Annotated in this window: 21 protein-coding genes; 17 read left to right on the plus strand and 4 right to left on the minus strand. The window is 43.8% G+C overall.

Features of this window, described 5'->3' with window-relative positions; genetic code table 11:
* The 9 genes from DW121_RS14500 to DW121_RS14540 all read left to right on the plus strand — a co-directional run bounded on the left by DW121_RS14500 (position 1) and on the right by DW121_RS14540 (position 11,105).
* Positions 1-2,445: a glycoside hydrolase family 3 N-terminal domain-containing protein gene (locus DW121_RS14500; RefSeq protein WP_118324240.1), complete on the plus strand. Its 2,445-nt coding sequence runs from the start codon at positions 1-3 to the stop codon at positions 2,443-2,445.
* Between the two features lie 5 nt (positions 2,446-2,450).
* Positions 2,451-3,707 (plus strand): uroporphyrinogen decarboxylase family protein, encoded by a 1,257-nt coding sequence (locus tag DW121_RS14505; protein WP_118324242.1) that lies wholly within the window; start codon positions 2,451-2,453, stop codon positions 3,705-3,707.
* A gap of 24 nt (positions 3,708-3,731) precedes the next feature.
* The gene (locus tag DW121_RS14510) at positions 3,732-4,370 is read left to right on the plus strand and encodes a B12-binding domain-containing protein (RefSeq protein WP_187120049.1); all 639 of its coding nucleotides are present in this window, start codon (positions 3,732-3,734) and stop codon (positions 4,368-4,370) included.
* A 17-nt stretch (positions 4,371-4,387) separates the two neighbouring features.
* Positions 4,388-5,086, plus strand: a complete 699-nt coding sequence (locus tag DW121_RS14515) for a vitamin B12 dependent-methionine synthase activation domain-containing protein (protein ID WP_117711511.1) — start codon at positions 4,388-4,390, stop codon at positions 5,084-5,086.
* A gap of 5 nt (positions 5,087-5,091) precedes the next feature.
* Positions 5,092-6,102 (plus strand): uroporphyrinogen decarboxylase family protein, encoded by a 1,011-nt coding sequence (locus DW121_RS14520; protein WP_117711510.1) that lies wholly within the window; start codon positions 5,092-5,094, stop codon positions 6,100-6,102.
* 92 nt (positions 6,103-6,194) lie between these two features.
* Positions 6,195-7,307, plus strand: coding sequence for a glycoside hydrolase family 26 protein (locus DW121_RS14525; RefSeq protein ID WP_117711509.1), 1,113 nt, complete (start codon positions 6,195-6,197; stop codon positions 7,305-7,307).
* Between the two features lie 13 nt (positions 7,308-7,320).
* The gene (locus tag DW121_RS14530) at positions 7,321-8,511 is read left to right on the plus strand and encodes a glycosidase (protein ID WP_118324246.1); all 1,191 of its coding nucleotides are present in this window, start codon (positions 7,321-7,323) and stop codon (positions 8,509-8,511) included.
* Between the two features lie 7 nt (positions 8,512-8,518).
* Positions 8,519-9,901, plus strand: a complete 1,383-nt coding sequence (locus tag DW121_RS14535) for an MFS transporter (RefSeq protein WP_117711507.1) — start codon at positions 8,519-8,521, stop codon at positions 9,899-9,901.
* 13 nt (positions 9,902-9,914) lie between these two features.
* Positions 9,915-11,105: an AGE family epimerase/isomerase gene (locus DW121_RS14540; RefSeq protein ID WP_187120047.1), complete on the plus strand. Its 1,191-nt coding sequence runs from the start codon at positions 9,915-9,917 to the stop codon at positions 11,103-11,105.
* Between the two features lie 98 nt (positions 11,106-11,203).
* Here the strand turns inward: DW121_RS14540 and DW121_RS14545 are convergent, their stop codons facing one another.
* Positions 11,204-12,541 (minus strand): aspartate kinase, encoded by a 1,338-nt coding sequence (locus DW121_RS14545; protein WP_118324250.1) that lies wholly within the window; start codon positions 12,539-12,541, stop codon positions 11,204-11,206.
* A 288-nt stretch (positions 12,542-12,829) separates the two neighbouring features.
* Here DW121_RS14545 and DW121_RS14550 point away from each other — a divergent pair, with 288 nt between their 5' ends.
* The 8 genes from DW121_RS14550 (at position 12,830) to DW121_RS14585 (ending at position 22,477) form a co-directional block, all read left to right on the plus strand.
* A complete protein-coding gene (locus DW121_RS14550; RefSeq protein ID WP_118324252.1) occupies positions 12,830-14,173 on the plus strand; it encodes a sigma-54-dependent transcriptional regulator in 1,344 nt (447 codons plus the stop codon).
* 486 nt (positions 14,174-14,659) lie between these two features.
* Positions 14,660-14,740: a K(+)-transporting ATPase subunit F gene (gene kdpF / locus DW121_RS15955; RefSeq protein WP_081446778.1), complete on the plus strand. Its 81-nt coding sequence runs from the start codon at positions 14,660-14,662 to the stop codon at positions 14,738-14,740.
* A 12-nt stretch (positions 14,741-14,752) separates the two neighbouring features.
* Positions 14,753-16,459, plus strand: a complete 1,707-nt coding sequence (gene kdpA / locus DW121_RS14560) for a potassium-transporting ATPase subunit KdpA (protein WP_118324254.1) — start codon at positions 14,753-14,755, stop codon at positions 16,457-16,459.
* Between the two features lie 25 nt (positions 16,460-16,484).
* On the plus strand, positions 16,485-18,533 hold the full coding sequence (gene kdpB / locus DW121_RS14565) for a potassium-transporting ATPase subunit KdpB (protein WP_118324290.1): 2,049 nt from the start codon (positions 16,485-16,487) through the stop codon (positions 18,531-18,533).
* A gap of 17 nt (positions 18,534-18,550) precedes the next feature.
* Positions 18,551-19,132, plus strand: coding sequence for a K(+)-transporting ATPase subunit C (locus DW121_RS14570; RefSeq protein WP_118324256.1), 582 nt, complete (start codon positions 18,551-18,553; stop codon positions 19,130-19,132).
* Positions 19,133-19,140: 8 nt separating this feature from the next.
* The gene (locus DW121_RS14575; RefSeq protein ID WP_118324258.1) at positions 19,141-19,896 is read left to right on the plus strand and encodes a hypothetical protein; all 756 of its coding nucleotides are present in this window, start codon (positions 19,141-19,143) and stop codon (positions 19,894-19,896) included.
* The gene (locus tag DW121_RS14580; protein ID WP_118324260.1) at positions 19,893-21,017 is read left to right on the plus strand and encodes a sensor protein KdpD; all 1,125 of its coding nucleotides are present in this window, start codon (positions 19,893-19,895) and stop codon (positions 21,015-21,017) included. The genes DW121_RS14575 and DW121_RS14580 overlap by 4 nt, the downstream gene beginning before the upstream one ends.
* A 20-nt stretch (positions 21,018-21,037) precedes the next feature.
* Entirely contained in the window at positions 21,038-22,477 is a 1,440-nt protein-coding gene (locus tag DW121_RS14585; RefSeq protein WP_118324262.1) for an ATP-binding protein, read from the plus strand.
* 18 nt (positions 22,478-22,495) lie between these two features.
* On the opposite strand, the gene DW121_RS14590 is transcribed toward DW121_RS14585, so the two are convergent.
* Genes DW121_RS14590 through DW121_RS14600 form a run of 3 tightly spaced genes read right to left on the minus strand, consistent with a single transcriptional unit; the run spans position 22,496 to position 26,156 of the window.
* Positions 22,496-23,362, minus strand: a complete 867-nt coding sequence (locus DW121_RS14590) for an AraC family transcriptional regulator (RefSeq protein WP_118324264.1) — start codon at positions 23,360-23,362, stop codon at positions 22,496-22,498.
* A gap of 36 nt (positions 23,363-23,398) precedes the next feature.
* A complete protein-coding gene (locus tag DW121_RS14595) occupies positions 23,399-25,039 on the minus strand; it encodes an MFS transporter (RefSeq protein ID WP_118324266.1) in 1,641 nt (546 codons plus the stop codon).
* Between the two features lie 25 nt (positions 25,040-25,064).
* A complete protein-coding gene (locus DW121_RS14600) occupies positions 25,065-26,156 on the minus strand; it encodes an HlyD family secretion protein (RefSeq protein WP_117711496.1) in 1,092 nt (363 codons plus the stop codon).
* Between the last annotated feature and the right edge of the window lie 5 nt (positions 26,157-26,161).

Genomic DNA, 26,161 nt, shown 5'->3' on the forward strand with positions numbered 1-26,161 from the left:
ATGAAAAAGAAAGTCATATGCTCAGTTTTGTTAGGCTTGATGGTATCTGGACAATTAATAGGAGCAGATTATATTAAGCCGAAGAAAGATAAAAAAACAGGAATATCCTACTATGATTTGAATAAGAACGGCCATCTTGATATCTATGAGAATCCTGCTTTTGCAGTAGAAGAACGTGTCCGTGCTTTACTCTCTCAGATGACTCTAGAAGAGAAAGTCGGCCAGATGCTTACTTCTTTAGGATGGCCGATGTATGAGCGCCAAGGGAATACAATCCGCCTGACTGAGCAATTGGTTCGGGAGATTGAAGAGTATCACACTGGTTCGCTTTGGGGATTTATGCGTGCTGACCCATGGACACAACGTACGTTGACTACCGGGTTAACTCCTGCATTGGCAGCCAAGGCTTCAAATATGCTTCAAAAATATGCAATTGAACATGGGCGTTTAGGAATTCCCCTGTTTTTGGCAGAAGAGTGTCCGCATGGACACATGGCTATCGGAACAACTGTATTTCCGACATCTATTGGGCAGGCTAGTACCTGGAATCCTGAGTTAATCAGAAGAATGGGGCGTGCTATTGCTACTGAGGCAAGTGCACAGGGAGCGCATATCGGTTATGGTCCGGTACTTGATTTGGCTCGTGATCCCCGCTGGTCCAGGGTAGAAGAAACGTATGGTGAGGATGCTTATCTCAATGGCGTGATGGGGGCTGCTTTAGTAAAAGGTTTCCAAGGTGAGTTTCCAAGAACTAAAGGTAAAGTAATCGCTACTTTAAAACATTTTGCAGCTTATGGCTGGACAGAAGGCGGACATAATGGAGGAAGTGCCCATGTTGGTAATCGGGAAATGGAAGAAGCTATTTATCCCTCTTTCCGGGAAGCAGTTGCTGCCGGAGCATTGTCTGTGATGAGCTCCTATAATGAAATCGATGGTATTCCTTGTACAGCTAATTCTAATTTATTAACCGGATTATTGAAAGAACGTTGGCAATTTAAAGGTTTTGTCGTTTCTGATCTTTATGCAATCGGAGGGCTTCGGGAACATGGAGTTGCAGATACGGATTATGAGGCAGCAGTGAAAGCTGTAAATGCGGGTGTGGATAGTGATTTAGGAACAAATATTTATGCCGGGCAATTGGTAAATGCCGTAAAAAGGGGAGATGTGCAGGAGGTTGTGATTAATAAAGCTGTCAGCCGGATACTTGCTCTAAAGTTCCATATGGGTTTATTTGATCATCCTTTTGTTGATGAGCGGGAACCGGAACAAGTCGTGGCATCAACAGAACATCTGGAATTGGCTCGTGAAGTAGCTCGTCAATCCATCATTTTATTAAAGAATAAGAATGAGTTGCTCCCTTTGAATAAAAAGATGAAGACTATTGCGGTTATTGGTCCGAATGCTGATAATATATACAATATGCTGGGAGATTATACGGCACCTCAAAGTGAGTCTTCGGTAGTTACGGTATTGGATGGTATCCGTCAGAAAGTTTCCAATGATACACATATTATATATGCTAAAGGGTGTGCTGTGCGTGATTCTTCTAAATCGGGTTTTCAGGAAGCAATAGAAGCAGCCCGGCAGTCGGATGTGGTTGTAATGGTGATGGGTGGTTCCAGTGCCCGTGATTATTCTTCAAAGTATGAAGAAACGGGTGCAGCAAAAGTCTCTGATAGTCATATCAGTGATATGGAGAGTGGAGAGGGCTATGACCGTTCTACTCTTGAGTTGCTGGGAAGACAGCGGGAACTGATACGAGAAGTGGGAAAATTGAATAAACCTATTGTATTGGTATTGATTAAAGGGCGCCCCTTATTACTGGAAGGTATTGAAGCAGAAGTCGATGCTATCGTTGACGCCTGGTATCCGGGTATGCAAGGAGGAAATGCAGTTGCCGATGTATTGTTCGGTGATTATAATCCAGCCGGGCGCTTGACTATTTCAGTACCACGCTCTGTGGGACAGCTTCCGGTATATTATAATACAAAACGGAAAGGAAACCGCAGTAAATACATAGAAGAAGAGGGTACACCTCACTATCCTTTTGGTTATGGACTCAGCTATACATCTTTCAATTATTCGGACTTGAAGGCGGAGGTTGTAGAAGCAGAAGATAGCTGCCTGGTAAATATTTCAGTGAAGGTACGGAATGAAGGCTCACGGGATGGAGATGAGGTCGTTCAACTTTATCTTCGTGATGAAGTGGCTAGTTTTACTACTCCTTTTAAGCAGTTATGTGGATTTCAACGGATACATTTGAAAGTTGGTGAGACAAAGGAAATAACATTCCGGTTAGATAAGAAATCACTGGCACTCTATATGCAAAATGAAGAGTGGGCTGTAGAACCCGGTCGTTTTACATTGATGCTTGGTGGTTCTTCTGAACAAATTTATCAGCAAAAAGAAATTGAGATAACCAAAAGATATACTTTTAAAATGTAAATATCATGAGTAAATCAAGAGATAGAGTGCTCCAGGCACTGAATCATCAGAATACTGATTATGTTCCGGTAGATTTTGGTTCTACCGCAGTGACAGGTATTCATTGCCGTATTGTAGAAGCTTTACGAAATCATTATGGATTGGAATCTAAGCCTGTGAAAATAGTGGATGCTTTTCAAATGTTGGGTGAAGTTGATGAGGAACTTGTAGAACTGTTGGGAGTAGATTGTATAGGTATTGGTGGAGCGAAGGATATATTTGATCTGGATACCACACAACTTCATGAACAGGTCACTCCGTGGGGGCAGCGTGTATTAGTTCCTTTGAGTATGGATCTTACGCCGGATAGCCAGGGAGATGTTTATGTTTATGCCGGTGGTGATAAAACATATCCTCCCAGTGCTGTGATGCCCAAAGGATGTTATTTTATCAATGCCATTGAAAGACAGCAACCTATTGATGAAGAAAAATTGAATCCCGAAGATAATGTTGAAGAGTTTACATTGTTGACGGATGCTGATCTTGCTTACTATAAAGAACTAGTGGATAAGGTGTCTGGTTCAGGAAAAGCCGTAGTTGCCAGTTTTGGAGGGACGGCTTTAGGGGATGTAGCATTTGTTCCGGGTATGGGATTGAAAGAACCGAAAGGTATCCGTAGTGTCGTAGAATGGTATATGTCGACAGCTATGCGTCAGGATTATCTCCATCAGGTATTTGAGAAAGAGATTGATATCGCGATAGCCAACTATGAAAAACTTTGGAATACATTGGGAGATAAAGTCGATGTTGTACTGACTTGTGGAACTGATTTCGGTTCTCAGGAATCTCAGTTCTGTTCTCTTGATACGTTCAAAGAACTTTGGTTACCTCATTATCGTCGTATGAATGACTGGATACATCAGCATACTACATGGAAAATTTTCAAACATTCATGTGGGGCTATTATTCCTATCCTTCCGGGTCTGATAGAGGCGGGGTTCGATATTATCAATCCGGTACAGATTAATGCCAAAGATATGGATTCACATAGGCTGAAGGAAGAGTTTGGTTCTCAACTCACTTTTTGGGGTGGGGGAATCGATACGCAACAAATATTGCCCTTTGGTACTCCCGATGAAATCCGTCGCCATGTGATAGGACAGTGTGAGATCCTGGGGCGTGATGGAGGTTTTATTTTTAATGCAGTGCATAATATACAGGCTAATGTTCCGATTGAAAATGTAGTTGCTTTATTTGATACTTTGAAAAGTCTTAGAAATTAATAACCTAAATATAGAAAAGTAATGATGAATAATCTGAATGAATTATATGATGCAATTTTGGTAGGTAAACTGGAAGATGCAGTAAAAGTAACCAAAATAGCAGTTGAAGAAGGAATGACTCCTCATGAAATTATAAACCAATACATGATTAAAGCGATGGAGGAAATCGGAAGTCGTTTTGAGGCAGGTAAAGTTTTTGTTCCGAATCTTCTGATGAGTGCCCGTGCCATGCGTGGCGCTTTGGATGTCTTGAAACCTTTGATGCAGGGACAAGTCGATTCTTATATTGGGAAGATTGTGATAGGTACTGTAAAAGGAGATCTGCATGATATCGGTAAGAATCTTGTAGCTTCCATGTTTGAAGGGTGTGGCTTTGAAGTTATTAATCTGGGAGTTGATGTGTCGAGTGATAAATTTATCAGTGCTGCTCTGGAGAATAAGGCGGATATTATTTGTATGTCGGCTCTACTTACCACGACCATGAACTATATGAAGGAAGTAGTTGTAGCCGTTGAAGCTTCCGAATTGAAAGGAAAGGTGAAGATTATGGTTGGAGGAGCTCCTGTGAATGATGCTTTTGCAAAAGCAATAGGTGCCGATGCATATACCAGTAATGCCAACGCTGCTGTTGTAATGGCCAAGAAACTCATTGCTGCAAATTAATTTTTGAAAAGAATCTTATGATGGATAGGGAGATTTATCAATACGAGCTACCTTGGAATGCACTTCAACTTAATTCGGAAGATATTTATCTTTCAATGGGAGTTGGTTATGTCCCGAATGAAGAGATGCTAAAGCAACTTGATCTTTTGAAAAAAGAGATTGCTGTTCGATGTCGTCCACGTTGCCTTTATGCTTTTTTTGAAGCCAGTCTGGCAACTAATAATCATATAGGCATAGGTGGTGTGGAGCTACATACCGGTGCAGTTATTACTCCCTATTTGTTGGATGCTGACCGATATGTATTGTTTATAGCTACTGCCGGACAGGAGTTCGAACAGTTCCAGCATGAAGTAAAATCTTCCGGTGATATTTTGCAGGAGTTTTTGCTTGATTCCTTGGGCTCTGCAATTGCGGAGGCAGTTGTACGCGAAGTGTGTAGTAAAGTTGAAAACCATGTTTTGCCACTGGGATATGGTGTAAGTCATCCGTATAGTCCGGGATATTGCGGTTGGCATGTGACACAGCAAAAGTTTTTATTTTCTTTACTGCCGGAACAACCTTGTGGAGTTCGGTTGAGTGAGTCCTCTCTAATGTCTCCCATTAAATCGGTAAGTGGAGTAATTGCTGTAGGTGAGAGAATCGTGAAACGTAAATATGGCTGTGAGCTTTGTGGCAAAGCAGACTGCTATAAGAATAGAAACAAATTAAAAAAGTGATTGCCATGAATATATCAAAATGGATTGAAGATATAATTACTTCTGATAAAAGTTTGTCTATGCCTATCATGACTCATCCGGGTATTGAATTATTAGGTAAGAAAGTACTGGATGCCGTGACTGATGGTGAAGTTCATTTCCAAGCTATTCATGCTTTGAATGAGCGCTTTCCCCAGGCTATGGCATGTACCGCCATTATGGACCTGACTGTAGAAGCTGAAGCTTTCGGGAGTCAACTCTGTATGAGTGAACATGAGGTTCCTACGGTTACAGGCCGTTTGTTGACCTCATTTGAAGATGTGAACGCATTACAGATTCCTTCTTTGGATAGTGCCAGAGTTCCCCAGTATCTGAAGGCGAATGCTATGGCTGCTGCCGGAATAAATAAACCTGTCTTTGCCGGTTGTATAGGTCCTTATTCACTTGCCGGACGGTTGTTTGATATGACTGAAATAATGATGGCGATATATACTGAACCTCAGACTGCTACTTTATTACTTGAAAAATGCACGGAATTCCTTCTTAGTTATTGTCAGGCAATAAAGGCAACAGGAGTGGCCGGAGTCGTAATGGCAGAGCCAGCGGCGGGATTACTTTCTGATGAAGATTGTTTTCAGTATTCTTCATTATATGTAAAGCAGATCATTGAAGAGGTACAAGATGATTCGTTTGCAGTGATTCTTCATAACTGTGGTAATACAGGACATTGTACTCCTGCCATGTTGAAAACCGGTGCTAAAGGATATCATTTTGGAAATAAGGCTGATATGGTAGAAGCACTGAAAGTTTGTCCTGCAGATGTACTGGTTATGGGTAATCTGGATCCGGTTGGTATTTTCAAGATGGCCTCGCCGGAAGTAGTTGCCCGTCAGACAGAGGAGCTTCTGAATTGCACATCTTCATATCCGAATTTTGTAATTTCAAGTGGTTGTGATACCCCTCCGGAAGTTCCATTTGCCAATATTGAAGCTTTTTATCAGGCAGTGGAGAGATATAATAATGAATGTGGCAGATAAAGACAAAAAAGAGATAAAATTGTATCAGTTTATCCATTTACAGTCAGCTATCTTTGTCGTGTAAAATAAATGGGAACCTAAATAGAATAAAAATGAATAAGCTTAAAGGGATTACGTTAACATTGGCCACTACTGCTCTTGTAGCATGTGGACCGGGTCAGAAACAGTCAAATTTTAGTTCGTCTTCTATGCATACAACAGAAACGGAGAATTTACTTGCTAACCTTAAAAAAGTATCATCTAAAGGGATTATGTTTGGACATCATGATGATACTAACTATGGTATAGGTTGGGATGGTGAAGAGGGACGCTCCGACGTAAAAAGCGTGTGCGGAGATTATCCCGCTGTTATCAGTTTCGATCTGGGACATATAGAACTGGATGATACAGTGAGTCTGGATAATGTTCCGTTCAGTAAGATTCGTCGAGAAATACTGAACCAATATAAAAGAGGAGGAATGTCTTCTTTGAGCTGGCACTTACGTAATCCTCTGACAGGTGGAGACTCATGGGATGTATCAGATACAACAGTGGTGAAGTCTGTTCTTTCTGGAGGAAGCAATCATGAGAAATTCACCGGCTGGGTAAGTAAAGTTTCTGCCTTTATTAATTCTCTGCAGACAGAGGATGGAGTAAAAGTCCCCGTACTTTTCCGACCGTGGCACGAGCATACAGGTAGCTGGTTCTGGTGGGGTGAGAAGCTCTGTACTCCCGAAGAATATAAAGCACTTTGGCAAATGACGGTGGATATTCTTCGTGAAGATGGTGTGAATAATGCTCTTTATGCTTACTCCCCCGGTTCCGAGCCACAAGATACTGTACAATACCTGAATCGTTATCCGGGAGATGAACTGGTTGATGTAATCGGCTTCGATACTTATCAATTTGATCGTGATAGTTATATTGCTAATCTTGAAAAATCGCTTGCCATTATAGATAGTATCGGTAAAACACACAATAAAGTAATTGCTATCACTGAAACCGGATATGAGGGTATTCCCGATTCGAAATGGTGGACTGAAACTTTATTACCTGTCATAGAGAAGTATCCGATAGCTTATGTGCTAGTTTGGCGCAATGCTCGTGAGCGCGTAACTCATTTCTATGCTCCTTATCCAGGGCAAGTCTCTGCTAATGATTTTGTGGAGTTCTATAAAGACCCTAAAACTTTATTTGCAGCGGATGTAAATTCTTTATATAAATAAGAAAATCATCAATATGGGAATTCTTAATGATAAGATAAAACAACTCATTCAAGGACATGAGGAGTTGATAACAAGAGAAAATGAGCCAGTAAAGGGTGGCAACGGTATATTCACCCGCTATAAATATCCTGTACTAACCGCCGCGCACACCCCTGTCTTTTGGCGATACGATTTGGATGAAAACAGTAATCCTTATCTAATGGAACGAATCAGCATTAATGCCACGATGAATTCCGGTGCCATAAAATGGAACAATAAGTACTTATTGGTGGTTCGAGTGGAAGGGGCCGATCGTAAATCATTCTTTGCCATAGCCGAAAGTCCGAATGGTGTTGACAATTTCCGTTTTTGGGATTATCCGATAATGATGCCTGAAGACATTGTTCCGGCAACTAATATTTACGACATGCGTCTCACAGCCCATGAAGACGGTTGGATATATGGTATTTTCTGTGCGGAACGGCACGATGAAACAGCTCCAGTGGGAGATTTGTCTTCTGCAACGGCTACGGCAGCTATTGCCCGTACCAAAGATCTGAAAACTTGGGAGCGTCTGCCGGACTTGAAAACTAAAAGTCAGCAACGTAATGTGGTGCTTCATCCGGAATTTGTAGATGGTAAATATGCACTTTATACCCGTCCGCAGGATGGTTTCATAGATGCCGGAAGCGGTGGAGGTATTGGTTGGGCATTGGTGGATGACATAACGCATGCTGAAGTAAAGGAGGAAAAGATTATTGACCAACGCTATTATCATACTATCAAAGAGGTGAAGAATGGCGAAGGGCCGCATCCTATCAAAACCTCTAAGGGGTGGTTGCACTTGGCACATGGAGTACGTGGTTGTGCGGCAGGATTGCGTTACGTACTTTATATGTATATGACAGCCTTGGACGAACCCTCCAAACTGATAGCTGCTCCCGGTGGTTATTTCATGGCGCCCGAAGCGGAAGAACGTATAGGCGATGTAAGCAACGTACTTTTCTCCAACGGGTGGATTGTTGATGATGACGGAACGGTATTTATCTATTATGCTTCTTCCGATACGCGGATGCATGTTGCAACCTCTACTGTCGATAAGTTAGTGGATTATTGCATGAATACTCCTGTTGACGGTCTGAGTTCGTCCGCATCGGTGGACACTTTAAAGAGATTGATAGATAAGAATTTGGAATTATTGAAACAGCAACCTGTTTCTAAATAAACATAGTATGATAAAACTTACAGAGAAAATAGGCTATGGATTTGGAGATATGGCCTCATCCATGTTCTGGAAACTGTTCGGCGCTTATCTGATGATATTCTATACGGATGTTTTCGGTTTGCCGGCTGCGGTGGTAGGAACTATGTTCCTGATAACAAGAATATGGGATTCGGCTTTCGATCCTATTGTCGGAGTTGTTGCCGATCGCACACACTCCCGTTGGGGAAAGTTCCGGCCTTATCTCTTGTGGTTGGCCGTTCCGTTCGGTATCATAGGTGTGCTGACTTTTGTTACTCCGGACTGGAGCCCGACCGGTAAGTTGGTTTATGCTTATGTCACCTATTCGTTGATGATGATGATATATTCTGCCATCAATGTCCCTTACGCTTCTCTATTGGGTGTGATGAGTCCTAATCCTAAAGAACGCAACACACTTTCTACATATAGAATGACCTTTGCCTACATCGGTAGTTTTATAGCTTTGCTGCTGTTTATGCCGTTGGTAAACTTTTTCAGTGGTAACAGTAAGGACTTGGGCGACCAGCAGACCGGTTGGACTATGGCGGTTGTTGTTATAGCCATATTATGTATTATTTTATTCTTTGGTTGCTTTGCCTGGACAAAAGAGCGGGTAAAGCCTATCAAAGAAGCACAGAATCCGTTGAAAGAAGATCTGAAAGATCTGTTTAAAAACAAGCCTTGGTGGATCTTATTGGGTGCGGGTGTGGCTGCTTTGGTATTCAACTCCATTCGTGATGGCGCTACTGTCTATTACTTCAAGTATTTTGTTGTAGAGGAAGATTATGCAACTGTCTCCTTTTTCGGTATGTCATTCGTGTTGAGTGGATTATATCTCGCTTTGGGGCAGGCTGCCAATATAATAGGCGTGATAGCTGCTGCTCCTGTCAGCAACTGCATCGGCAAGCGTAATACCTATATGTGGGCTATGATTATAGCCACAGTCCTTAGCGTTATTTTCTATTGGTTTGATAAGGAAGACCTGATATGGATGTTTGTATTTCAGGCACTGATCAGCATTTGTGCGGGTAGCATCTTTCCGTTGCTTTGGTCCATGTATGCCGATTGTGCTGATTATTCGGAACTGAAAACCGGTAATCGTGCCACCGGTTTGATATTCTCCTCTTCTTCCATGAGCCAGAAGTTCGGTTGGGCTATCGGGACGGCAATCACCGGCTGGTTGCTCGGCTTTTTTGGCTTTCAGGCAAATGCCGTACAAAGTGAAGAAGCGATTAGCGGTATCAAGATGTTCCTGAGTTTTCTACCGGCGGTAGGCACGATATTGAGTGTGGTCTTCATCAGTATGTACCCGCTTACTGAAAAGAAAATGAAAGATATAACAACTGAATTGGAATGCAAAAGACAATTATAAGAAAATGATGTGTATGAATATACTAAGCGAGATGCAGCTTGAGATGCGTACTGTGCTGGAAGATAATATTCTTTCGTTTTGGGAAGATAAAATGACAGATTCGGTGCATGGTGGTTTCTATGGCCGCATCACCGGGACAGGTAAGCTGGAACCGCAGGCTGTGAAAGGAGCTGTACTCAATGCCCGCATATTGTGGACTTTCTCGTCGGCTTACCGCCTGTTTGGGAAAGCCGAATATCTGGAGACAGCCACCCGTGCCAAACGTGTCATTATCGATCAATTCTACGACAAGGAACAGGGTGGAATATATTGGTCGCTCGACTATGCAGGTCGTCCTGCAGATACCAAGAAACAAATTTATGCCTTAGGTTTTGCCATTTATGGCCTGAGTGAATACCATCGTGCTACCGGAGATGAAGAAGCGCTGACCTATGCCATCCGTCTCTTCAAAAGCATTGAACAATATAGTTTCGATTCCGTAAAGAACGGTTATTGCGAAGCATTAACTCGTGATTGGAACGAAATTTCCGATATGCGTCTCAGTGACAAGGATGAGAATGAACGCAAGACCATGAATACCCATTTGCACATTTTGGAGCCTTACACAAATCTCTATCGCGTGTGGAAAGACGCCGTTCTTGAGAAGCAACTTCGTAACCTGATAGAGCTTTTCACAGATAAGATATTGAACCAGCAAACCGGACATTTGGAGCTCTTTTTTGATGATGATTGGGTGAGCAAATACCGTATCATATCCTATGGACATGACATTGAGGCTTCCTGGCTGATTCATGAGGCGGCTTTAGTCTTGGGAGATAAAGCACTGTTGGAGAAAGTGGAACCTTTGGTGGAGTACATCGCGGCCGCAGCCGATGAAGGATTGACGTCCGAGGGCGGCATGATTTACGAGACTTTCCCCGACAAAGGCACCACAGACCGGGATTGCCATTGGTGGGTGCAAGCCGAAAACGTGGTGGGGCACATTAATCTTTATCAACATTTCGATGATGAAGTGGCTCTTCAGAAAGCATCTCGCTGTTGGGAGTATATCAAGAAGCATTTGATAGATTACAAAAACGGAGAATGGTATTGGAGCGTTCGTGCCGACGGAACGGTAAACACAGCCGATGATAAGGCGGGTTTCTGGAAATGTCCCTATCATAACGGGCGCATGTGTATGGAAATGATAGAGCGCTTTTCATAAAAAAACAGGTTAGTTGTTTTCAGGTTGAGGCTATATTAGAGTGAGGTATTGGGGAATATCCATTCTGATATAGCCTCTCCGTTATGTATAGGAACGTATTATCCTGTGACTTTGTCTGTCTCCGGTTCGAAGAGTTTATTGCTGAGTGCCTGCAAAGCTCTTTTCTTATCTTCCGTCTTAATGACGAATGCCACGTCACTGTCATTGCTGCCATACGAAATCATACGTAGCGGGATATCTGCCAGGGCTTCTATAATTTGTGTTTCGACACCGGCATACTGCCAGCGCATGTTTCCTACCACGGATACAATAGACATGCGGTCTTCCATCAGAATTTTGGCATATTGTTCCAGTTCCGCAAGGATTTTGCATAGACGCTCGCTGTTGTCTATGGCGACGGACACATCCTGATTGGATGAAACCAACAAACAAAGCGGGGTTCTGTGCTTGGCAAACGTATCAAAAATCTTACTGATAAACTGATAAGGACATAAGCAATGTTTCGACTCGAATTTCACGTAGAAGATATTGTCTTTGGCGGCTATGGCCTTGATGATATTGTCGTCTTGCAAATTCGAAATCAATGTTCCCTCTGCCTGAGGATTCATTGAGCTGAGTAACCGTACCGGGATATTGCGCTTGCGTGCCGGAGCGATGCAAAACGGGTGCAATATTTTTGCTCCGTAAAAGGCCAGTTGTTCGGCTTCGTTGAAACTGAGATGCTTTACGGAACGGGTTCCCGATACTTCACGCGGGTCATTATTGTGCATCCCGTCAATGTCTGTCCATATCTGTATTTCCTCTGCGCAGATGGCAGCGCCGATGAGCGATGCAGTATAGTCGCTGCCGCCCCGTTTCAGGTTGTCCGTTTCATTATAAGCATTTTTGCAGATATACCCTTGAGTAATAAAAAGATTGATGCCGGGATACTGTGCCAATTGCGCCTGCAGTTTTTCCTCTATATATTTCAAGTCCGGTTCTCCTTCCGGTCCGGTACGCATAAAGTTGAAAGCGGAGAGCAGGATATTGGCAATCTTTCGTTCCCGCAGGTAGAAGTGCAGCAGGGCTGTACTGATAAGTTCTCCTTGTGCCAATACCTCTTTTTCTTCAATCGAGGTGAATTCATCATTGATAAATTGCCAGAGTCGCTGGAAGCGGTCGAGAATATAATCTATTGCTTCTCGCTTTGTGGACTCGTCTGTCAACAGTTCGTTGGCGAAGTCAATGAACTGGAATTCCATCCGGGTTATTTTCTCGTGTGCCTGCTCTATATCGCGGTTGAACAGGTTGGCTGCAATTTCTTCCAGATGATTGGTTGTGCCTGCCGTTGCGGACAGGACTACAATCTTCGGTGTGGACTCTGAAATGAGTTCCGCTAAGTGTTTCATTCTCTCTACTGTGCCGACGGAAGTACCGCCGAATTTGTAAACTTTCATTTTTAATTCATTTTTAATTATTCTTTTTTTGTTGCCGGATGAAGCCTCTGTATTCCTTTTCGTTTTAGAAGGCTCATGCCCAAAATGGAAGGGTGAGTTTCTTTTTCTGTTCTCTTACAATGTCTCTGAGGATACATTGTAAGGCGTTTTTCTACTTCTCCGTAGCCTTATGTACAGTCCTTTCACTTATAAAAGTTCAAAAGACATGCCGTTTGTTTCCCGGAAAACGTTTATATTTGCACATCCCCTGTTTTTACCATTTATTACTTTAAACTTATCCGAAGAAATATGAGCAAGATTTTAATCGTTGACGATGAAGTACAAATCCGTACCCTTTTGTCACGTATGTTGGAGTTGGAAGGATATGAAGTATGCCAGGCCGGTGATTGCAGGAATGCTTTGAAGCAGTTGGAACTCCAAAGCCCGGATGTCACCCTGTGCGACGTGTTCCTTCCTGACGGTAATGGGGTAGACCTTGTGTCGTCTATCAAGAAAACAGCCCCTAACGTCGAGATAATCCTGTTGACTGCACATGGAAACATTCCGGACGGTGTGCAAGCCATTAAGAACGGTGCTTTCGATTATATCACTAAAGGTGATGATAACAATAAAATTATACCACTCATCAGCCGTGCTGCAGAGAAGGCGCGTATGAACGTCCGTTTGGAGAAATTGGAAAAGAAAGTGGGACAAACGTATTCTTTCGATTCTGTTCTGGGGGATTCAAAAGTTGTGAAGGATGCTATTTTGCTGGCGCAGAAAGTGTCGGGCACAGATGTACCGGTATTGCTGACAGGTGAAACGGGTACGGGAAAAGAGGTCTTTGCCCAGGCCATACATTATAATAGCAAGCGTGCCAAGCAGAATTTCGTTGCGGTTAATTGTTCCTCTTTCAGCAAGGAATTGTTGGAAAGCGAGATGTTCGGTCATAAGGCCGGTTCGTTTACGGGAGCATTGAAGGACAAGAAAGGACTGTTTGAGGAAGCAAACAACGGTACAATCTTTTTAGATGAGATTGGAGAAATGGCTTTTGAACTGCAAGCCAAACTTCTGCGTATCCTTGAAACGGGTGAGTATATAAAGATTGGCGATACGAAACCTACTCGTGTGAATGTACGCATTATTGCTGCGACCAACCGTAACCTGCAGGAAGAGATTGCTGCAGGACACTTCCGTGAAGATTTATTTTATCGTCTCTCTGTATTCCAGATACACCTGCCGCCATTGCGCGAACGGGCAGGTGATGTACGTCTCTTGGCGAAAGCTTTTGTAAGGAGCTTATCTTGCAGTTTGGCGCGCCCCATTACGGAAATAGCGCCTGCTTTTCTTGAAGCCCTTGAGCAACAGCCTTGGAAAGGCAATATTCGTGAACTGCGCAATGTGATAGAACGCAGCCTGATTGTTTGCGAGAGCGAACGGTTGGATGTTGCCGACTTGCCGCTTGACATACAGAACGCACATTACGAACAATCCAGTGAAACCTGTCCCGGCAGTTTTGAACTTTCGGCCATGGAGCGTCGTCACATAGCCCGTGTGCTGGAATACACGAAGGGCAATAAGACGGAAGCTGCCCGCCTGCTCAAAATCGGACTGACTACACTCTACCGTAAAATAGAAGAATACGGAATATAAGCTACTTTATCTTATCGCTTGTCGGAAGTTTCCCTGTATGGAACAAAGTGTTTCAACGCATGAAACTTTCTGTTCCACCGCTTGAAACAACTCGTTCCACCGCTTGAAACTAACAGTTTTCTACGTTGAAATTGTTGGTTTTCCCTATTGAAACCAATGGACTCTGCGAATGAGCCTCGAATCATGCCATGATTCTTTTCTATTTTGATAGACACCCTTTCATTTTGGAAGGGTGTTTTCTTTTCTTGTAACCCATTACTTTTTTATATGTCCCTGCAACTCATTGTTTTATCTTCTCGACCGGACTTTTGGCATACATTTGGCATTTATGGAGTCGGTAAAAACATGAATATTAAATTAACGAAGTAAAAACATGGGAATAACAATTTCATTTATTGTCTGCCTGTTGAGCGGTTTTCTCGCTTTCTGGCTGTTCTGGAAAAGTGTGGATTGGTTTGAGAAGATTTAAAGAGGAGAGAAAAGATTATGTACACAGTATTATTTGTATTAGGTGTTGCAGTGTTCGGGTACTTGATGTATGTGCTGGTAAAACCCGAAAAGTTCTAAAAGATTAAAGAAATGAATACGGAAATTTTAGGTGTGGTTTTGCAGATTTTCCTGTTGGTGGTAATTTCTTACCCGTTGGGAAAGTATATTGCAAAGGTTTATAAAGGAGAGAAGATATGGTCGGACTTTATGAAACCGATAGAGAGATTGATATTTAGGATAACAGGTGTTAATCCCAATGAAGAAATGAACTGGAAGCAGTTCCTCAAAGCGTTGCTGATATTGAATGCTGTCTGGTTTGTTTGGGGAATGGTACTGTTGGTCAGTCAGGGGTGGCTGCCGTTGAATCCGGACGGGAATGGTCCGCAAACTCCTGACCAGGCGTTCAATACTTGCATCAGTTTTATGGTGAACTGTAACTTGCAGCATTATTCCGGTGAGAGCGGGCTGACGTATTTCACTCAATTGTTCGTCATCATGCTCTTCCAGTTTATTACTGCAGCGACAGGTATGGCGGCCATGGCGGGCATTATGAAGTCCATCAGCCGTAAAACGACGAATACAATCGGCAACTTCTGGAACTTTCTTGTGTTGAGTTGTACGCGTATCCTTTTACCGCTCTCTCTGATTGTCGGCTTTATCCTTATTACACAAGGTACTCCGATGGGCTTTGACGGTAAGATGGAAGTGACTACGCTTGAAGGACAAGAACAAACGGTTTCACAAGGGCCGGTGGCTGCCATCGTTCCTATCAAGCAGTTGGGTACGAACGGAGGCGGTTACTTCGGTGTAAATTCGTCTCATCCATTGGAAAATCCTACCTACTTGTCCAATATAGTAGAATGCTGGTCTATCCTGATTATACCTATGGCTATGGTTTTTGCGTTGGGCTTTTATACAAAACGCATGAAACTGGCTTATAGTATTTACGGTGTAATGCTCTGTGTCTATTTGGCGGGGGGCGGCATCAACGTCTATCAGGAGATGAACGGCAATCCCCGTATCGATGATATGGGCATTGCACAGGACAACGGGGCGATGGAAGGCAAGGAAGTCCGTTTGGGAGCAGGCGCCACTGCCTTATGGAGCATTACGACTACGGTTACTTCCAACGGTTCAGTCAATGGTATGCACGATTCCACGATGCCTTTGTCCGGCATGATGGAAATGTTAAATATGCAGATTAATACTTGGTTTGGCGGTGTCGGAGTAGGGTGGATGAACTATTATACGTTTATTATTATTGCAGTCTTCATCAGTGGGCTGATGGTAGGGCGTACGCCGGAATTCTTAGGAAAGAAGGTAGAAGCCCGGGAGATGAAAATAGCGACAATCGTTGCACTGCTTCATCCGTTTGTGATATTGGTGGGTACGGCTTTGTCTTGTTACCTTTTTGCTCATCATCCGCAGTTTGTAGAGAGTGAGGGCGGGTGGCTGAATAATCCCGGTTTTCACGGACTGAGCGAACAATTCTATGAGTTCACTTCATGTGCTGCGAATAACGGCTCAGGTTTTGAAGGCTTGGGAGACAATACCTACTTTTGGAACTATGCCTGTGGTTGGGTGCTGATTCTAAGTCGTTTCCTTCCTATTGTGGGGCAGGTTGCGATAGCGGGTCTGTTGGCACAGAAAAGGTTTATTCCAGAAAGTGCCGGCACACTGAAAACGGATACGTTCACTTTTGCCGTAATGACTTTTGCCGTAATCTTTATTGTGGCAGCACTATCCTTTTTCCCGGTACATGCGTTGAGCACAATTGCTGAACATTTCAGTTTGTAATGGATAAGAATAATTAGATATGGTAATGAAAGATAAAAAATCAGCTTCTTTGTTTCAGAAGGAGCAAGTTGTGGAAAGTTTAAAGCAGTCATTCGTGAAATTGAATCCGCGGGTGATGATAAAGAATCCGATTATGTTCACTGTAGAGTTGGTGACACTGGTGATGCTGGCAGTCTGCATTCTCTCTTTGGGAACATCGGAATATGGTACGTTCGGCTATAATTTCTTGGTATTTACAGTATTGTTTGTCACTTTATTGTTCGCCAACTTTGCCGAAGCTATTGCCGAAGCCCGTGGTAAGGCACAGGCGGACAGCCTGCGCAAGACGCGCGAGGAGACTCCTGCCAAAGTATTGGTGGAGGGCAAACTGCGCACAGTCAGCAGTGCACGCCTCAAGAAAGGAGATTTCTTTGTTTGTGAAGCGGGTGATACGATTCCTGCCGATGGTGAGATTGTGGAAGGACTAGCTTCTATTGATGAGAGTGCCATTACCGGTGAATCGGCTCCGGTAATCCGTGAGGCAGGCGGTGACAAAAGTTCCGTAACCGGTGGTACGAAAGTTCTTTCGGATAAGATAAAGGTATTGGTAACACAACAACAGGGGGAGAGCTTTCTCGATAAAATGATTGCGTTGGTAGAGGGTGCTACCCGTAAGAAAACGCCGAACGAAATAGCGCTGACTATCTTGTTGGCAGGATTTACGTTGGTATTCGTGATTGTATGTATTACGCTGATTCCGATGGCAGACTATACCAATATCGCTCATCCGGGCACCTGTATCTCTATTGCAGCCATTCTCTCTTTATTTGTTTGCCTGATACCGACAACCATCGGCGGTCTGCTTTCGGCTATCGGTATTGCCGGTATGGACCGTGCCCTGCGCGCCAATGTCATTACAAAATCGGGTAAAGCCGTAGAAACGGCCGGTGATATCGATACGCTGCTATTGGACAAGACTGGTACGATTACTATCGGTAACCGCAAAGCTACCGGGTTTCATCCGGCTCCGGGTATCGATGAAAAGGTGTTTGTAGAGGCTTGCCTGCTGTCCTCGCTTTCCGATGAAACTCCGGAAGGAAAGTCCATTATCGAGTTGGGACGTGAGAACGGTCATCGTATGCGCGACCTCAACACTGCGGGTGCTCATATGATTAAGTTTACCGCTGAAACCAAATGCTCCGGTGTAGACCTGCAAGATGGTACTCAAATCCGTAAAGGTGCATTCGACGCTATTCGACGCATTGTGGAAAGTGCCGGAAATAAATTCCCGAAAGAAGTGGAAGAAGTGATTGCCGCTATTTCGGGCAATGGCGGTACTCCGCTGGTGGTATGTGTCAATAAAGCGGTGCTGGGAGTCATTGAATTGCAGGACATCATCAAACCTGGTATTCAGGAACGTTTTGAACGTCTTCGTAAAATGGGAGTAAAAACGGTTATGGTGACTGGTGACAATCCGTTGACTGCTAAATATATTGCCGAAAAGGCCGGTGTGGATGATTTCATTGCCGAAGCAAAGCCGGAGGATAAAATGGAATATATCAAGAAAGAGCAGCAGGCCGGTAAATTGGTTGCCATGATGGGAGACGGAACCAATGATGCCCCCGCACTGGCGCAGGCAAATGTGGGTGTTGCCATGAATAGCGGCACACAGGCTGCAAAGGAAGCCGGGAATATGGTAGACCTTGATAACGACCCGACCAAGCTGATTGAAATTGTAGAAATTGGCAAACAGTTACTGATGACGCGTGGTACGCTTACCACCTTCTCCATTGCGAACGATGTCGCCAAGTACTTTGCTATTATCCCGGCACTGTTTATGGTTGCTATTCCTCAGTTGGCTCCGTTGAACATCATGGGGCTGCACAGTCCTGAAACAGCCATTCTTTCGGCCATAATCTTTAATGCTATCATTATTCCCATACTGATACCGTTAGCTTTGAAGGGTGTTCAGTACAAGCCTATCGGTGCAAGTGCGTTGCTACGCCGCAACTTGTTGATTTATGGCTTGGGTGGTGTCATTGCACCGTTCATAGGCATTAAGTTGATAGATATGTTTGTCAGTTTGTTTTTTTAATTTAAAGTAGAAAGAAAATGAAAACTCTTTGGAAATCAGTAAAAATAACAGTTGCTTTCTGTATATTCTTTTCGGTATTCTATATCCTTATCTTATGGATATTTGCACAATTTGCAGGACCGAATAAAGGTAATGCCGAGGTCTTGACTTTGAACGGCAAGGTAGTGGGCGCTGCCAATGTAGGGCAGATGTTTACGGAAGATATTTATTTCTGGGGACGGCCTTCCTGTGCCGGTGAAGGTTACGATGCAAGTAGTTCGGCTGGTAGTAATAAAGGTCCTACAAACGAGGAGTATCTTGCAGAGGTGGAAGCACGTGTTGATACATTCTTGCTGCATCATCCTTATCTACAACGCAAGGACGTTCCTGCCGAAATGGTAACGGCCAGCGCTTCGGGATTGGACCCTGACATTACGCCTGCCAGTGCCTATGCACAGGTAAAACGTGTGGCTGAGGCGAGGGGACTGGATGAGGTTGTTGTCAGGAATATCGTTGACAAGACCATTGAAAAACCCTTATTGGGGCTGTTTGGTACAGAGAAAGTGAATGTTTTGAAGTTGAATATAGCATTGGATTTGGAAAAAACGAATGGAAAATAATTAGAGATATGAATCATTTTAAAGTAACAATAATAGGTTTTATAGCAGCTGTGGTGGTAAGCTTTTATGGGGGAGATAAAGTGTGTGCGCAAGAAGTCCGGATACAGGGAGATTTGGTAAGTTCCTATGTGTGGCGCGGCTTTTATCAGACCGGAGTTAGCTTTCAGCCGACTTTAGGTTTTGGAATAGGAGATTTTTCGTTGACAGCATGGGGCTCTACCGATTTTGACGGAACAAGTTCTTCTGAAGGTGCGGCAGCTAAGGAAATAGATTTGACGGCGGCGTATACGTTCGGCGATTCCGGTCTTACTTTGTCCGTTGCCAGCCTTTGGTGGGCTGGTCAGGGAGCTAATAAGTATTTTAACTTCAAGAGTCATGAGACGGCTCATCATTTTGAAGCGGGACTTGCCTATACATTACCGTTGGAGAAGCTCCCGCTTTCGATAGCTTGGTACACGATGTTTGCCGGTGCGGATAAAAATGACAAAGGAGGGCAGAACTATTCTTCTTATGTTGAACTGAACTATCCGTTCAATATCAAGTCTGTCGATTTGAATGCCACTTGCGGTTTTCTTCCTTACGAAGCCGGTGTGGGTGTTTACAGAGTTCCAAACAGGGGCTTTGCCGTAACCAATCTTGGCTTGAAAGCCACGAAAGATATAAAGGTAACGGATAAATTTGCTGTACCGATATTTGCACAAGCCATTTGGAATCCCCGTATGGAAGATGCGCATCTGGTGTTTGGCATAACCCTGAAACCATGAGCCGGGAAGAGAGCGTACAACATTTCCTCGACTTGATTAAGAAATCACGTCGCGGCAAGTTTAAGGTCTATATTGGTATGATTGCCGGTGTAGGTAAAACTTATCGTATGCTTCAGGAGGCCCGTGACCTGTTGGATAATGGTGTGGACGTAAATATTGGCTATGTGGAAACGCATGAGCGTGCCGGCACGGAGGCACTGTTGAAGGGACTACCCGTTATTCCCCGCCGTAAGATATTCTATAAGGGGAAGGAACTCGAGGAAATGGATCTTGACGCCATTCTCCGTATTCACCCGGAGCTTGTCATAGTGGATGAACTGGCGCATACTAATGTGGAAGGCAGCCGGAATGAGAAGCGCTGGCAGGATGTGATGGATTTGTTGGATGAAGGGATAAACGTCATATCTGCAGTCAATATACAGCATATTGAGAGTATCAATGAAGAGGTACAAGGCATTTCCGGCATCGAGGTAAAGGAACGTATCCCCGATAGTGTATTGGAAGAAGCAGATGAAGTTGTGAATATTGATCTGACGGCGGAAGAATTGATAACCCGTCTGAAAGCCGGTAAGATATACAAACCGGATAAGGTAGCTCTTGCTCTGAATAACTTTTTCAAAACAGAAAATATTCTGCAATTACGTGAGTTGGCTTTAAAAGAAGTTGCGTTGAGGGTAGAGAAGAAAGTTGAGAATGAGGTGGTGGTCACCAGTGTAGGTGTGCGGCATGAGAAGTTTATGGCATGCATCAGTAGTCAGGAAAAGACACCGCGCCGCATTATCCGTAAGGCAGCTCGACTGGCGACCCGTTATAACACATCCTTCGTCGCACTTTATGTGCAGACTCCCCGTGAGAGTTCCGACCGGATTATACTCGCAAATCAGCGGCATCTGCTGAATCATTTCAAGCTGGTGACCGAATTGGGTGGGGAAGTTATGCAGGTGCAATCCAAAGATGTATTGGGTAGTATTGTTACAGCTTGCAGAGAGAAGCAGATTACTACCGTTTGCATGGGAAGTCCCTCGTTTACTTTGCCGCAATCTCTGTTTATGGTGCTGAAATATAGAAAATTTGTGAGTGAACTGGCGCAAGCAAACGTAGATTTGATTATACTTGCATAAAATTTAATTCTTTGAGTATTATGAATATTCGTACAAAATTGATACTTAGTGTGGGCATTCTAACCGGTATGATTATACTGTTGGTAGCGCTTTCTGTTGTAAACCTTCAGATATTGACGGCTACCGAACCGGATAGTCCCGCCGCCATGCCCGGTCTGCAACGTGCCTTGTTATGGATTTCCGTTACAGGCGGTGTTTGCATTCTTGCCGGTATTGTGCTGCTGGTATGGTTACCCCGCTCCATAAACAAACCTATCAGGGAACTGACGCAAGGTATCCTCGAAATAGCCAACCATAACTATGAAAAGCGTCTTGATATGAGTGAACATGAAGAGTTTCGTAAAGTAGCTGACAGCTTCAACAGTATGGCAGAGCGTCTCACGGAATATCGTACCAGTACGTTGAATGATATATTATCTGCCAAAAAGTTTTTGGAGGCTATTGTAAACAGTATCCATGAGCCTATTATAGGTTTGAACTGCGGACACGAAATCCTTTTTATAAATAAGGAGGCACTGACGGTTCTTAACCTGAAACGTGAAGATGTCATTTGCCGTTCGGCTGAGGAATTGTCGCTGAAAAATGATTTGCTTCGCCGGTTGGTCCGAGAACTGATTAATCCGGGTGAGAAGCGGGAACCCCTGAAGATTTATGCCGATAACAAGGAAAGCTATTTTCAGGCGTCCTATATCACCATTGTGAATACGGATGCCGATACAGACGAACCTCATAATTTGGGTGATGTTATCCTATTGAAAAACATTACTGAATTTAAAGAACTGGATACGGCGAAAACTACTTTTATCTCTACGATTTCGCATGAACTGAAAACTCCTATCTCCGCAATCCTTATGAGTTTGCAGCTTCTGGAGGATAATCGTATCGGTGCTCTGAACGAGGAACAGGAACAACTTTCTAAGAGTATCAGGGAGAATGCCGACCGTCTGCTGGGTATTACGGGTGAACTTCTTAATATGACTCAGGTAGAAGCCGGTAAGTTGCAGATGATACCGAAGATAACAAAACCTATAGAATTGATAGAATATGCCATCAAAGCCAATCAGGTACAGGCTGATAGGTTCAATATCCAGATTGAGGTGGAATACCCGGAAGAGAAGATGCCGAAGTTGTTTGTGGATAGCGAGAAAATAGCATGGGTACTCACTAACCTATTAAGTAATGCCATTCGTTACTCTAAGGAAAACGGTCGTGTCTTGATTGGTGCAAAACAGGAAGATAATTTTGTGGAACTCTATGTACGGGACTTTGGTAAAGGTATTGACCCGCGTTATCATCAAAGTATCTTCGATCGCTACTTCCGTGTACCCGGTACTAAAGTGCAGGGAAGCGGATTAGGACTCTCCATATCCAAAGACTTTGTTGAGGCTCATGGTGGTACGTTGACAGTCCAAAGTGAGTTGGGGAAAGGGAGCTGTTTCGTTATTCGGCTGAAAGTATAATAGTTTTGCGACGTTTCCTTATTTTCTACGATACTGTTGCGGTGACATTCCTGTCTGTTTCTTGAAGAAAGTGCCGAAGTAGGATGCGTTCGGGAAGTTGAAAAAGTCGGATATTTCCTGTACGTTTTTTTGTGTATTCTTGAGCAGTGAGATGCTTTTGCGGATAATAGATTTGAATACCAGTTCTTGTACCGTATATCCACAGATGGATTTGGACAAGGCTGAAAGGTATTTTGGGGATAGGCATAGTTTGTCCGCATAGAAGTCTACTCCTCGTTCTTCCGTATAGTATTGCTCTATCAACTGTACCAAACGGATGAATATATCATGCTTGTGGCTTACGGATGCTTTTTCTGCAATGAGCTTACGGGTATAGACCGAGCATAGCCTGTAAGTCAATGCGAGCAGGAGCAGTTTCTGTTCGTATCGGTTGAATGTATTCTCTTCGATTTTCAGCGTATTGTCCAGTAGTGACAGGTATTTCAAGACCTCTTCTTCTTCTCCGGTATTCCATACATAGCATGGCTCGGTGGCCAAATGAGAATACAAGTTCATGGATACTACCGAATTTCCCATGATATCCCGTATGGGGTCAGTTTGATAAATAAAGATGAATACTTCCACGTTACCGGATGCATACAGTACTTGAAACAAGGAATCTTTCGGAAGGAAGAGCGTATCGCCGGCTTTGGCGGAGAATGATTTCTGATTAAGAATAAAAGTAAAACTCCCCTGGCGACAAATTACCAGTCCCACGCCTTCTATCAGGAATGGGCTTTGCAAGGCAGGCGGAAACGAGTAAAGCATACCTTCCGAACTGCAAATTTGTTGTTTGCTCAATAATGCACTGTCAAGGTGCGATAGGCGTTCTTGCTGGGTATCCATGACATTAGGAATTATAGGTTTTGTCCGAAAACAGTGCTAAGTTAATAATTTCCGTTTAGGATAGGGCAGTGCAACTACAAATATCATACAAAAAAGACAGGCATATAGCGTCCATCCCGCTATTTCCTTGACTGCCGATAAAGTAGCCTGTACTTGGATGCGCCCCTTAGTGGACATGGCTGCCATATTGATAGCTTCTTGTTTACTCTTTCCTTGATATTGCATTCCTCGTACGGTTTGCGTAAATGAGGCGGATGCTTCGGGGTGCATCATGTCTACGTTTTGTGCATAGCGGGTGATGTAGTATTGTTGACGTTCCTGCAATACATTACTATATAGGGCTGTTCCGATGCAGGGAGCAAGCACCATACGTACGGTAAGCATCGTACAAATCCATGAAGAGAGGTATTTATAGGGCATACGCTGGGTCGCAAACGTCGGTATCAGCGAGTATAAGAGCATCATGCCCGTAGAGCGGATGATGATAGGATATTTCATTCGTTCGTATAGGCCTGCACCTTGTACCTCGAAATACATATACATGGCAGATAGCCCCAAGAACAGGAATCCTGCGGCAAAAAGGTATTTAAAGTGCACTCCTTTTACGCTAAGCCAAATTGTTGCAATCCCACCGATAAAATACCCTAACATAGACCAGTTTCCCAATGTGGCGTTTTGGTAATTGTCCAGTTTCATCCCTATGCCTGTAAATACGTTGACAAACAAAGAGCTGGAGTTCAATACCATTAACAGGAAGTAGAATAGGAAACCAAAACGGATAGTACGCAGTTTAAGCACATCGAATTGATAATAAGGATTGCGTTGAGTTGCTTCTATATAGATAAATAAAGCTCCTGCAGCTACAGCCCCGAACGTTGCCCATTGTATAGTAGGATTATCGTACCAGTCAAGAACCTTGCCGTAAGTCAGTACATAGGTGATGCACATCAGTGTGATGCAGAAGATGGAAGCGTTGCCAAATTGTTTGAAGTTTATCGGGAAACGACGTGTGGCATACTTGTGATAGGGCATCGTGATGAAAGAAATAAGAATACAGAGCAATAACAATCCCATCATGAAGTAATAAACGTACTGCCACTCGTATTCGTAGGTGAGCCATGCGGTGAGCGATGTACCCAGCTGCCCCAGTACCATAAAGAACAGATAAATGGCGGGTTGTGCGGCACTTCGTTCAATGTCCAGTTTGTCCCAACCTTTGCCGGTGGCAGGTTCGTTGCCGGGAGTGATTTTCTCGGTTGCTTCCACATGACCGGCATATTTGATGAGGGTGAACAGATTAACCATCATCAGTACCATGCGCAGGAATCCCATGAACAGGCTGCATAGCGCTAACAGGAATATGCTGTCTGTCTTGGCACAGATGTAACTGAAGATATACATCAGTGAGAATCCGGCAATACACATCATTTTCTCTCTGCGGATACATACCAGTCGGTACAGGAAAGGACAGAATGCCGCCATACCTATGGAGGTGGCGAAATTGGCAAATTGGATATGTTCGGATATGATGCCCAGGCCGCTCATCATCTCTGTACCGTTGGCGGAGTAAGTTCCTCCTACCGTAAGAATAGGAAGGAAGAACATAAACAGGATAATGATACCTATCGGTTTAGGCACCCAGTTGTAGAACGGGTAGTTTTTAGGATATGAGGGCATCTTTTCAATAATTAATAATTAAAAATCAGAGTTTGGCTTTTACTATCACCATCATGCCGGCCGCCAGTTTCTCGTTATCTTCTTGGGATAGGTGGGTGAAATCTATGCGTACGGGTATGCGTTGCTGTATTTTTACGAAGTTTCCGGCAGAGTTATCGGTAGGAACCAATGAGTATTTGGAACCTGTTGCACCTGAAATGGCGGTGATGGTTCCTGTGAACTCTTTGTCGCTGATAGCATCTACGGTGATAGTAACCTCTTGTCCTATATGGAGGTTCTCTACCTGTGTCTCTTTGTAGTTGGCGACAATCCATTTTTGAGTATCGGGCAGAATGTAGGTGATAGTTTGTCCGGCTGTAATGAACTGTCCTTCTTCCAATGCCCGCCTTCCCAATTTACCGTCGCAGGGAGCTACTACTACGGTATAGGAGAGGTTCAGACGCGCCATTTCCAAAGCTGCCGTGGCACGTTGAATGGCGGCTTCCGTACTTTCACGGCGGTGTGAAACTTCATTTACTCCCGATAGAGCGGCTTTTTGCTGACGTTTTGTTGCTTCAAGTTTTTTGCGAGTGGCTTCGTACTCTGTCTCTATCTGTTCCAACTGTATGGGAGTAGCGGCATTCCTTTGTACCAGATTTTGGTAGCGTTGGCGGTCTTTCTCCAGTTTGGCAAGACGGATTTCTATTTCGGAAATGGAGGCGTCATATACGGAAGCAGTGGTCTGCGTGGTTTGCAGGGTAGCTCCGATTATGGTAGCTCCGGCTTGTGCATCTTTCAGTGCGGCTTCGGCTTCCATTACACGTATCTTATATTCGCGGTCGTCCAATACAAGAAGGGTATCGCCTTTGTGCACTTCCTGGTGCTCGGTGAAATAAATCTTCTTGATATAACCCGATGCGCGCAGGTTGATGGGGGAGATGTATTGTTCTATCTGTGCGTCATTGCTGACTTCCGTTTGTTTATAATCAAGGAAGAGACAAACTACCTCTATTACTCCCCAAATGACGATTGCAGCTCCCAACAGGCTGATTACGATTTGCCAACGGCGTAGCTTACGCAGTTTCTTGGCTTTCTCCTGATGTGTGTTCGATGCGTTATTTCTTTCTTTTGTTTCCATATGCT

It is taken from the genome of Bacteroides sp. AM10-21B, assembly GCF_003472565.1.
In the GTDB taxonomy this organism is placed as follows: Bacteria; Bacteroidota; Bacteroidia; order Bacteroidales; family Bacteroidaceae; genus Bacteroides; species Bacteroides propionicigenes.

Coding starts and splice junctions, on each gene's coding strand:
- DW121_RS14590 (WP_118324264.1), bottom strand. CDS start 23,362: ATGGATACCCAGCAAGAACGCCTATCGCACCTTGACAGTGCATTATTG.
- DW121_RS14540 (WP_187120047.1), top strand. CDS start 9,915: ATGAATATACTAAGCGAGATGCAGCTTGAGATGCGTACTGTGCTGGAA.
- DW121_RS14520 (WP_117711510.1), top strand. CDS start 5,092: ATGAATATATCAAAATGGATTGAAGATATAATTACTTCTGATAAAAGT.
- kdpF (WP_081446778.1), top strand. CDS start 14,660: ATGTACACAGTATTATTTGTATTAGGTGTTGCAGTGTTCGGGTACTTG.
- kdpA (WP_118324254.1), top strand. CDS start 14,753: ATGAATACGGAAATTTTAGGTGTGGTTTTGCAGATTTTCCTGTTGGTG.
- DW121_RS14515 (WP_117711511.1), top strand. CDS start 4,388: ATGATGGATAGGGAGATTTATCAATACGAGCTACCTTGGAATGCACTT.
- DW121_RS14575 (WP_118324258.1), top strand. CDS start 19,141: ATGAATCATTTTAAAGTAACAATAATAGGTTTTATAGCAGCTGTGGTG.
- DW121_RS14585 (WP_118324262.1), top strand. CDS start 21,038: ATGAATATTCGTACAAAATTGATACTTAGTGTGGGCATTCTAACCGGT.
- DW121_RS14570 (WP_118324256.1), top strand. CDS start 18,551: ATGAAAACTCTTTGGAAATCAGTAAAAATAACAGTTGCTTTCTGTATA.
- DW121_RS14530 (WP_118324246.1), top strand. CDS start 7,321: ATGGGAATTCTTAATGATAAGATAAAACAACTCATTCAAGGACATGAG.
- DW121_RS14550 (WP_118324252.1), top strand. CDS start 12,830: ATGAGCAAGATTTTAATCGTTGACGATGAAGTACAAATCCGTACCCTT.
- DW121_RS14505 (WP_118324242.1), top strand. CDS start 2,451: ATGAGTAAATCAAGAGATAGAGTGCTCCAGGCACTGAATCATCAGAAT.
- DW121_RS14535 (WP_117711507.1), top strand. CDS start 8,519: ATGATAAAACTTACAGAGAAAATAGGCTATGGATTTGGAGATATGGCC.
- DW121_RS14545 (WP_118324250.1), bottom strand. CDS start 12,541: ATGAAAGTTTACAAATTCGGCGGTACTTCCGTCGGCACAGTAGAGAGA.
- DW121_RS14500 (WP_118324240.1), top strand. CDS start 1: ATGAAAAAGAAAGTCATATGCTCAGTTTTGTTAGGCTTGATGGTATCT.
- DW121_RS14580 (WP_118324260.1), top strand. CDS start 19,893: ATGAGCCGGGAAGAGAGCGTACAACATTTCCTCGACTTGATTAAGAAA.
- DW121_RS14595 (WP_118324266.1), bottom strand. CDS start 25,039: ATGCCCTCATATCCTAAAAACTACCCGTTCTACAACTGGGTGCCTAAA.
- kdpB (WP_118324290.1), top strand. CDS start 16,485: ATGAAAGATAAAAAATCAGCTTCTTTGTTTCAGAAGGAGCAAGTTGTG.
- DW121_RS14510 (WP_187120049.1), top strand. CDS start 3,732: ATGAATAATCTGAATGAATTATATGATGCAATTTTGGTAGGTAAACTG.
- DW121_RS14525 (WP_117711509.1), top strand. CDS start 6,195: ATGAATAAGCTTAAAGGGATTACGTTAACATTGGCCACTACTGCTCTT.
- DW121_RS14600 (WP_117711496.1), bottom strand. CDS start 26,156: ATGGAAACAAAAGAAAGAAATAACGCATCGAACACACATCAGGAGAAA.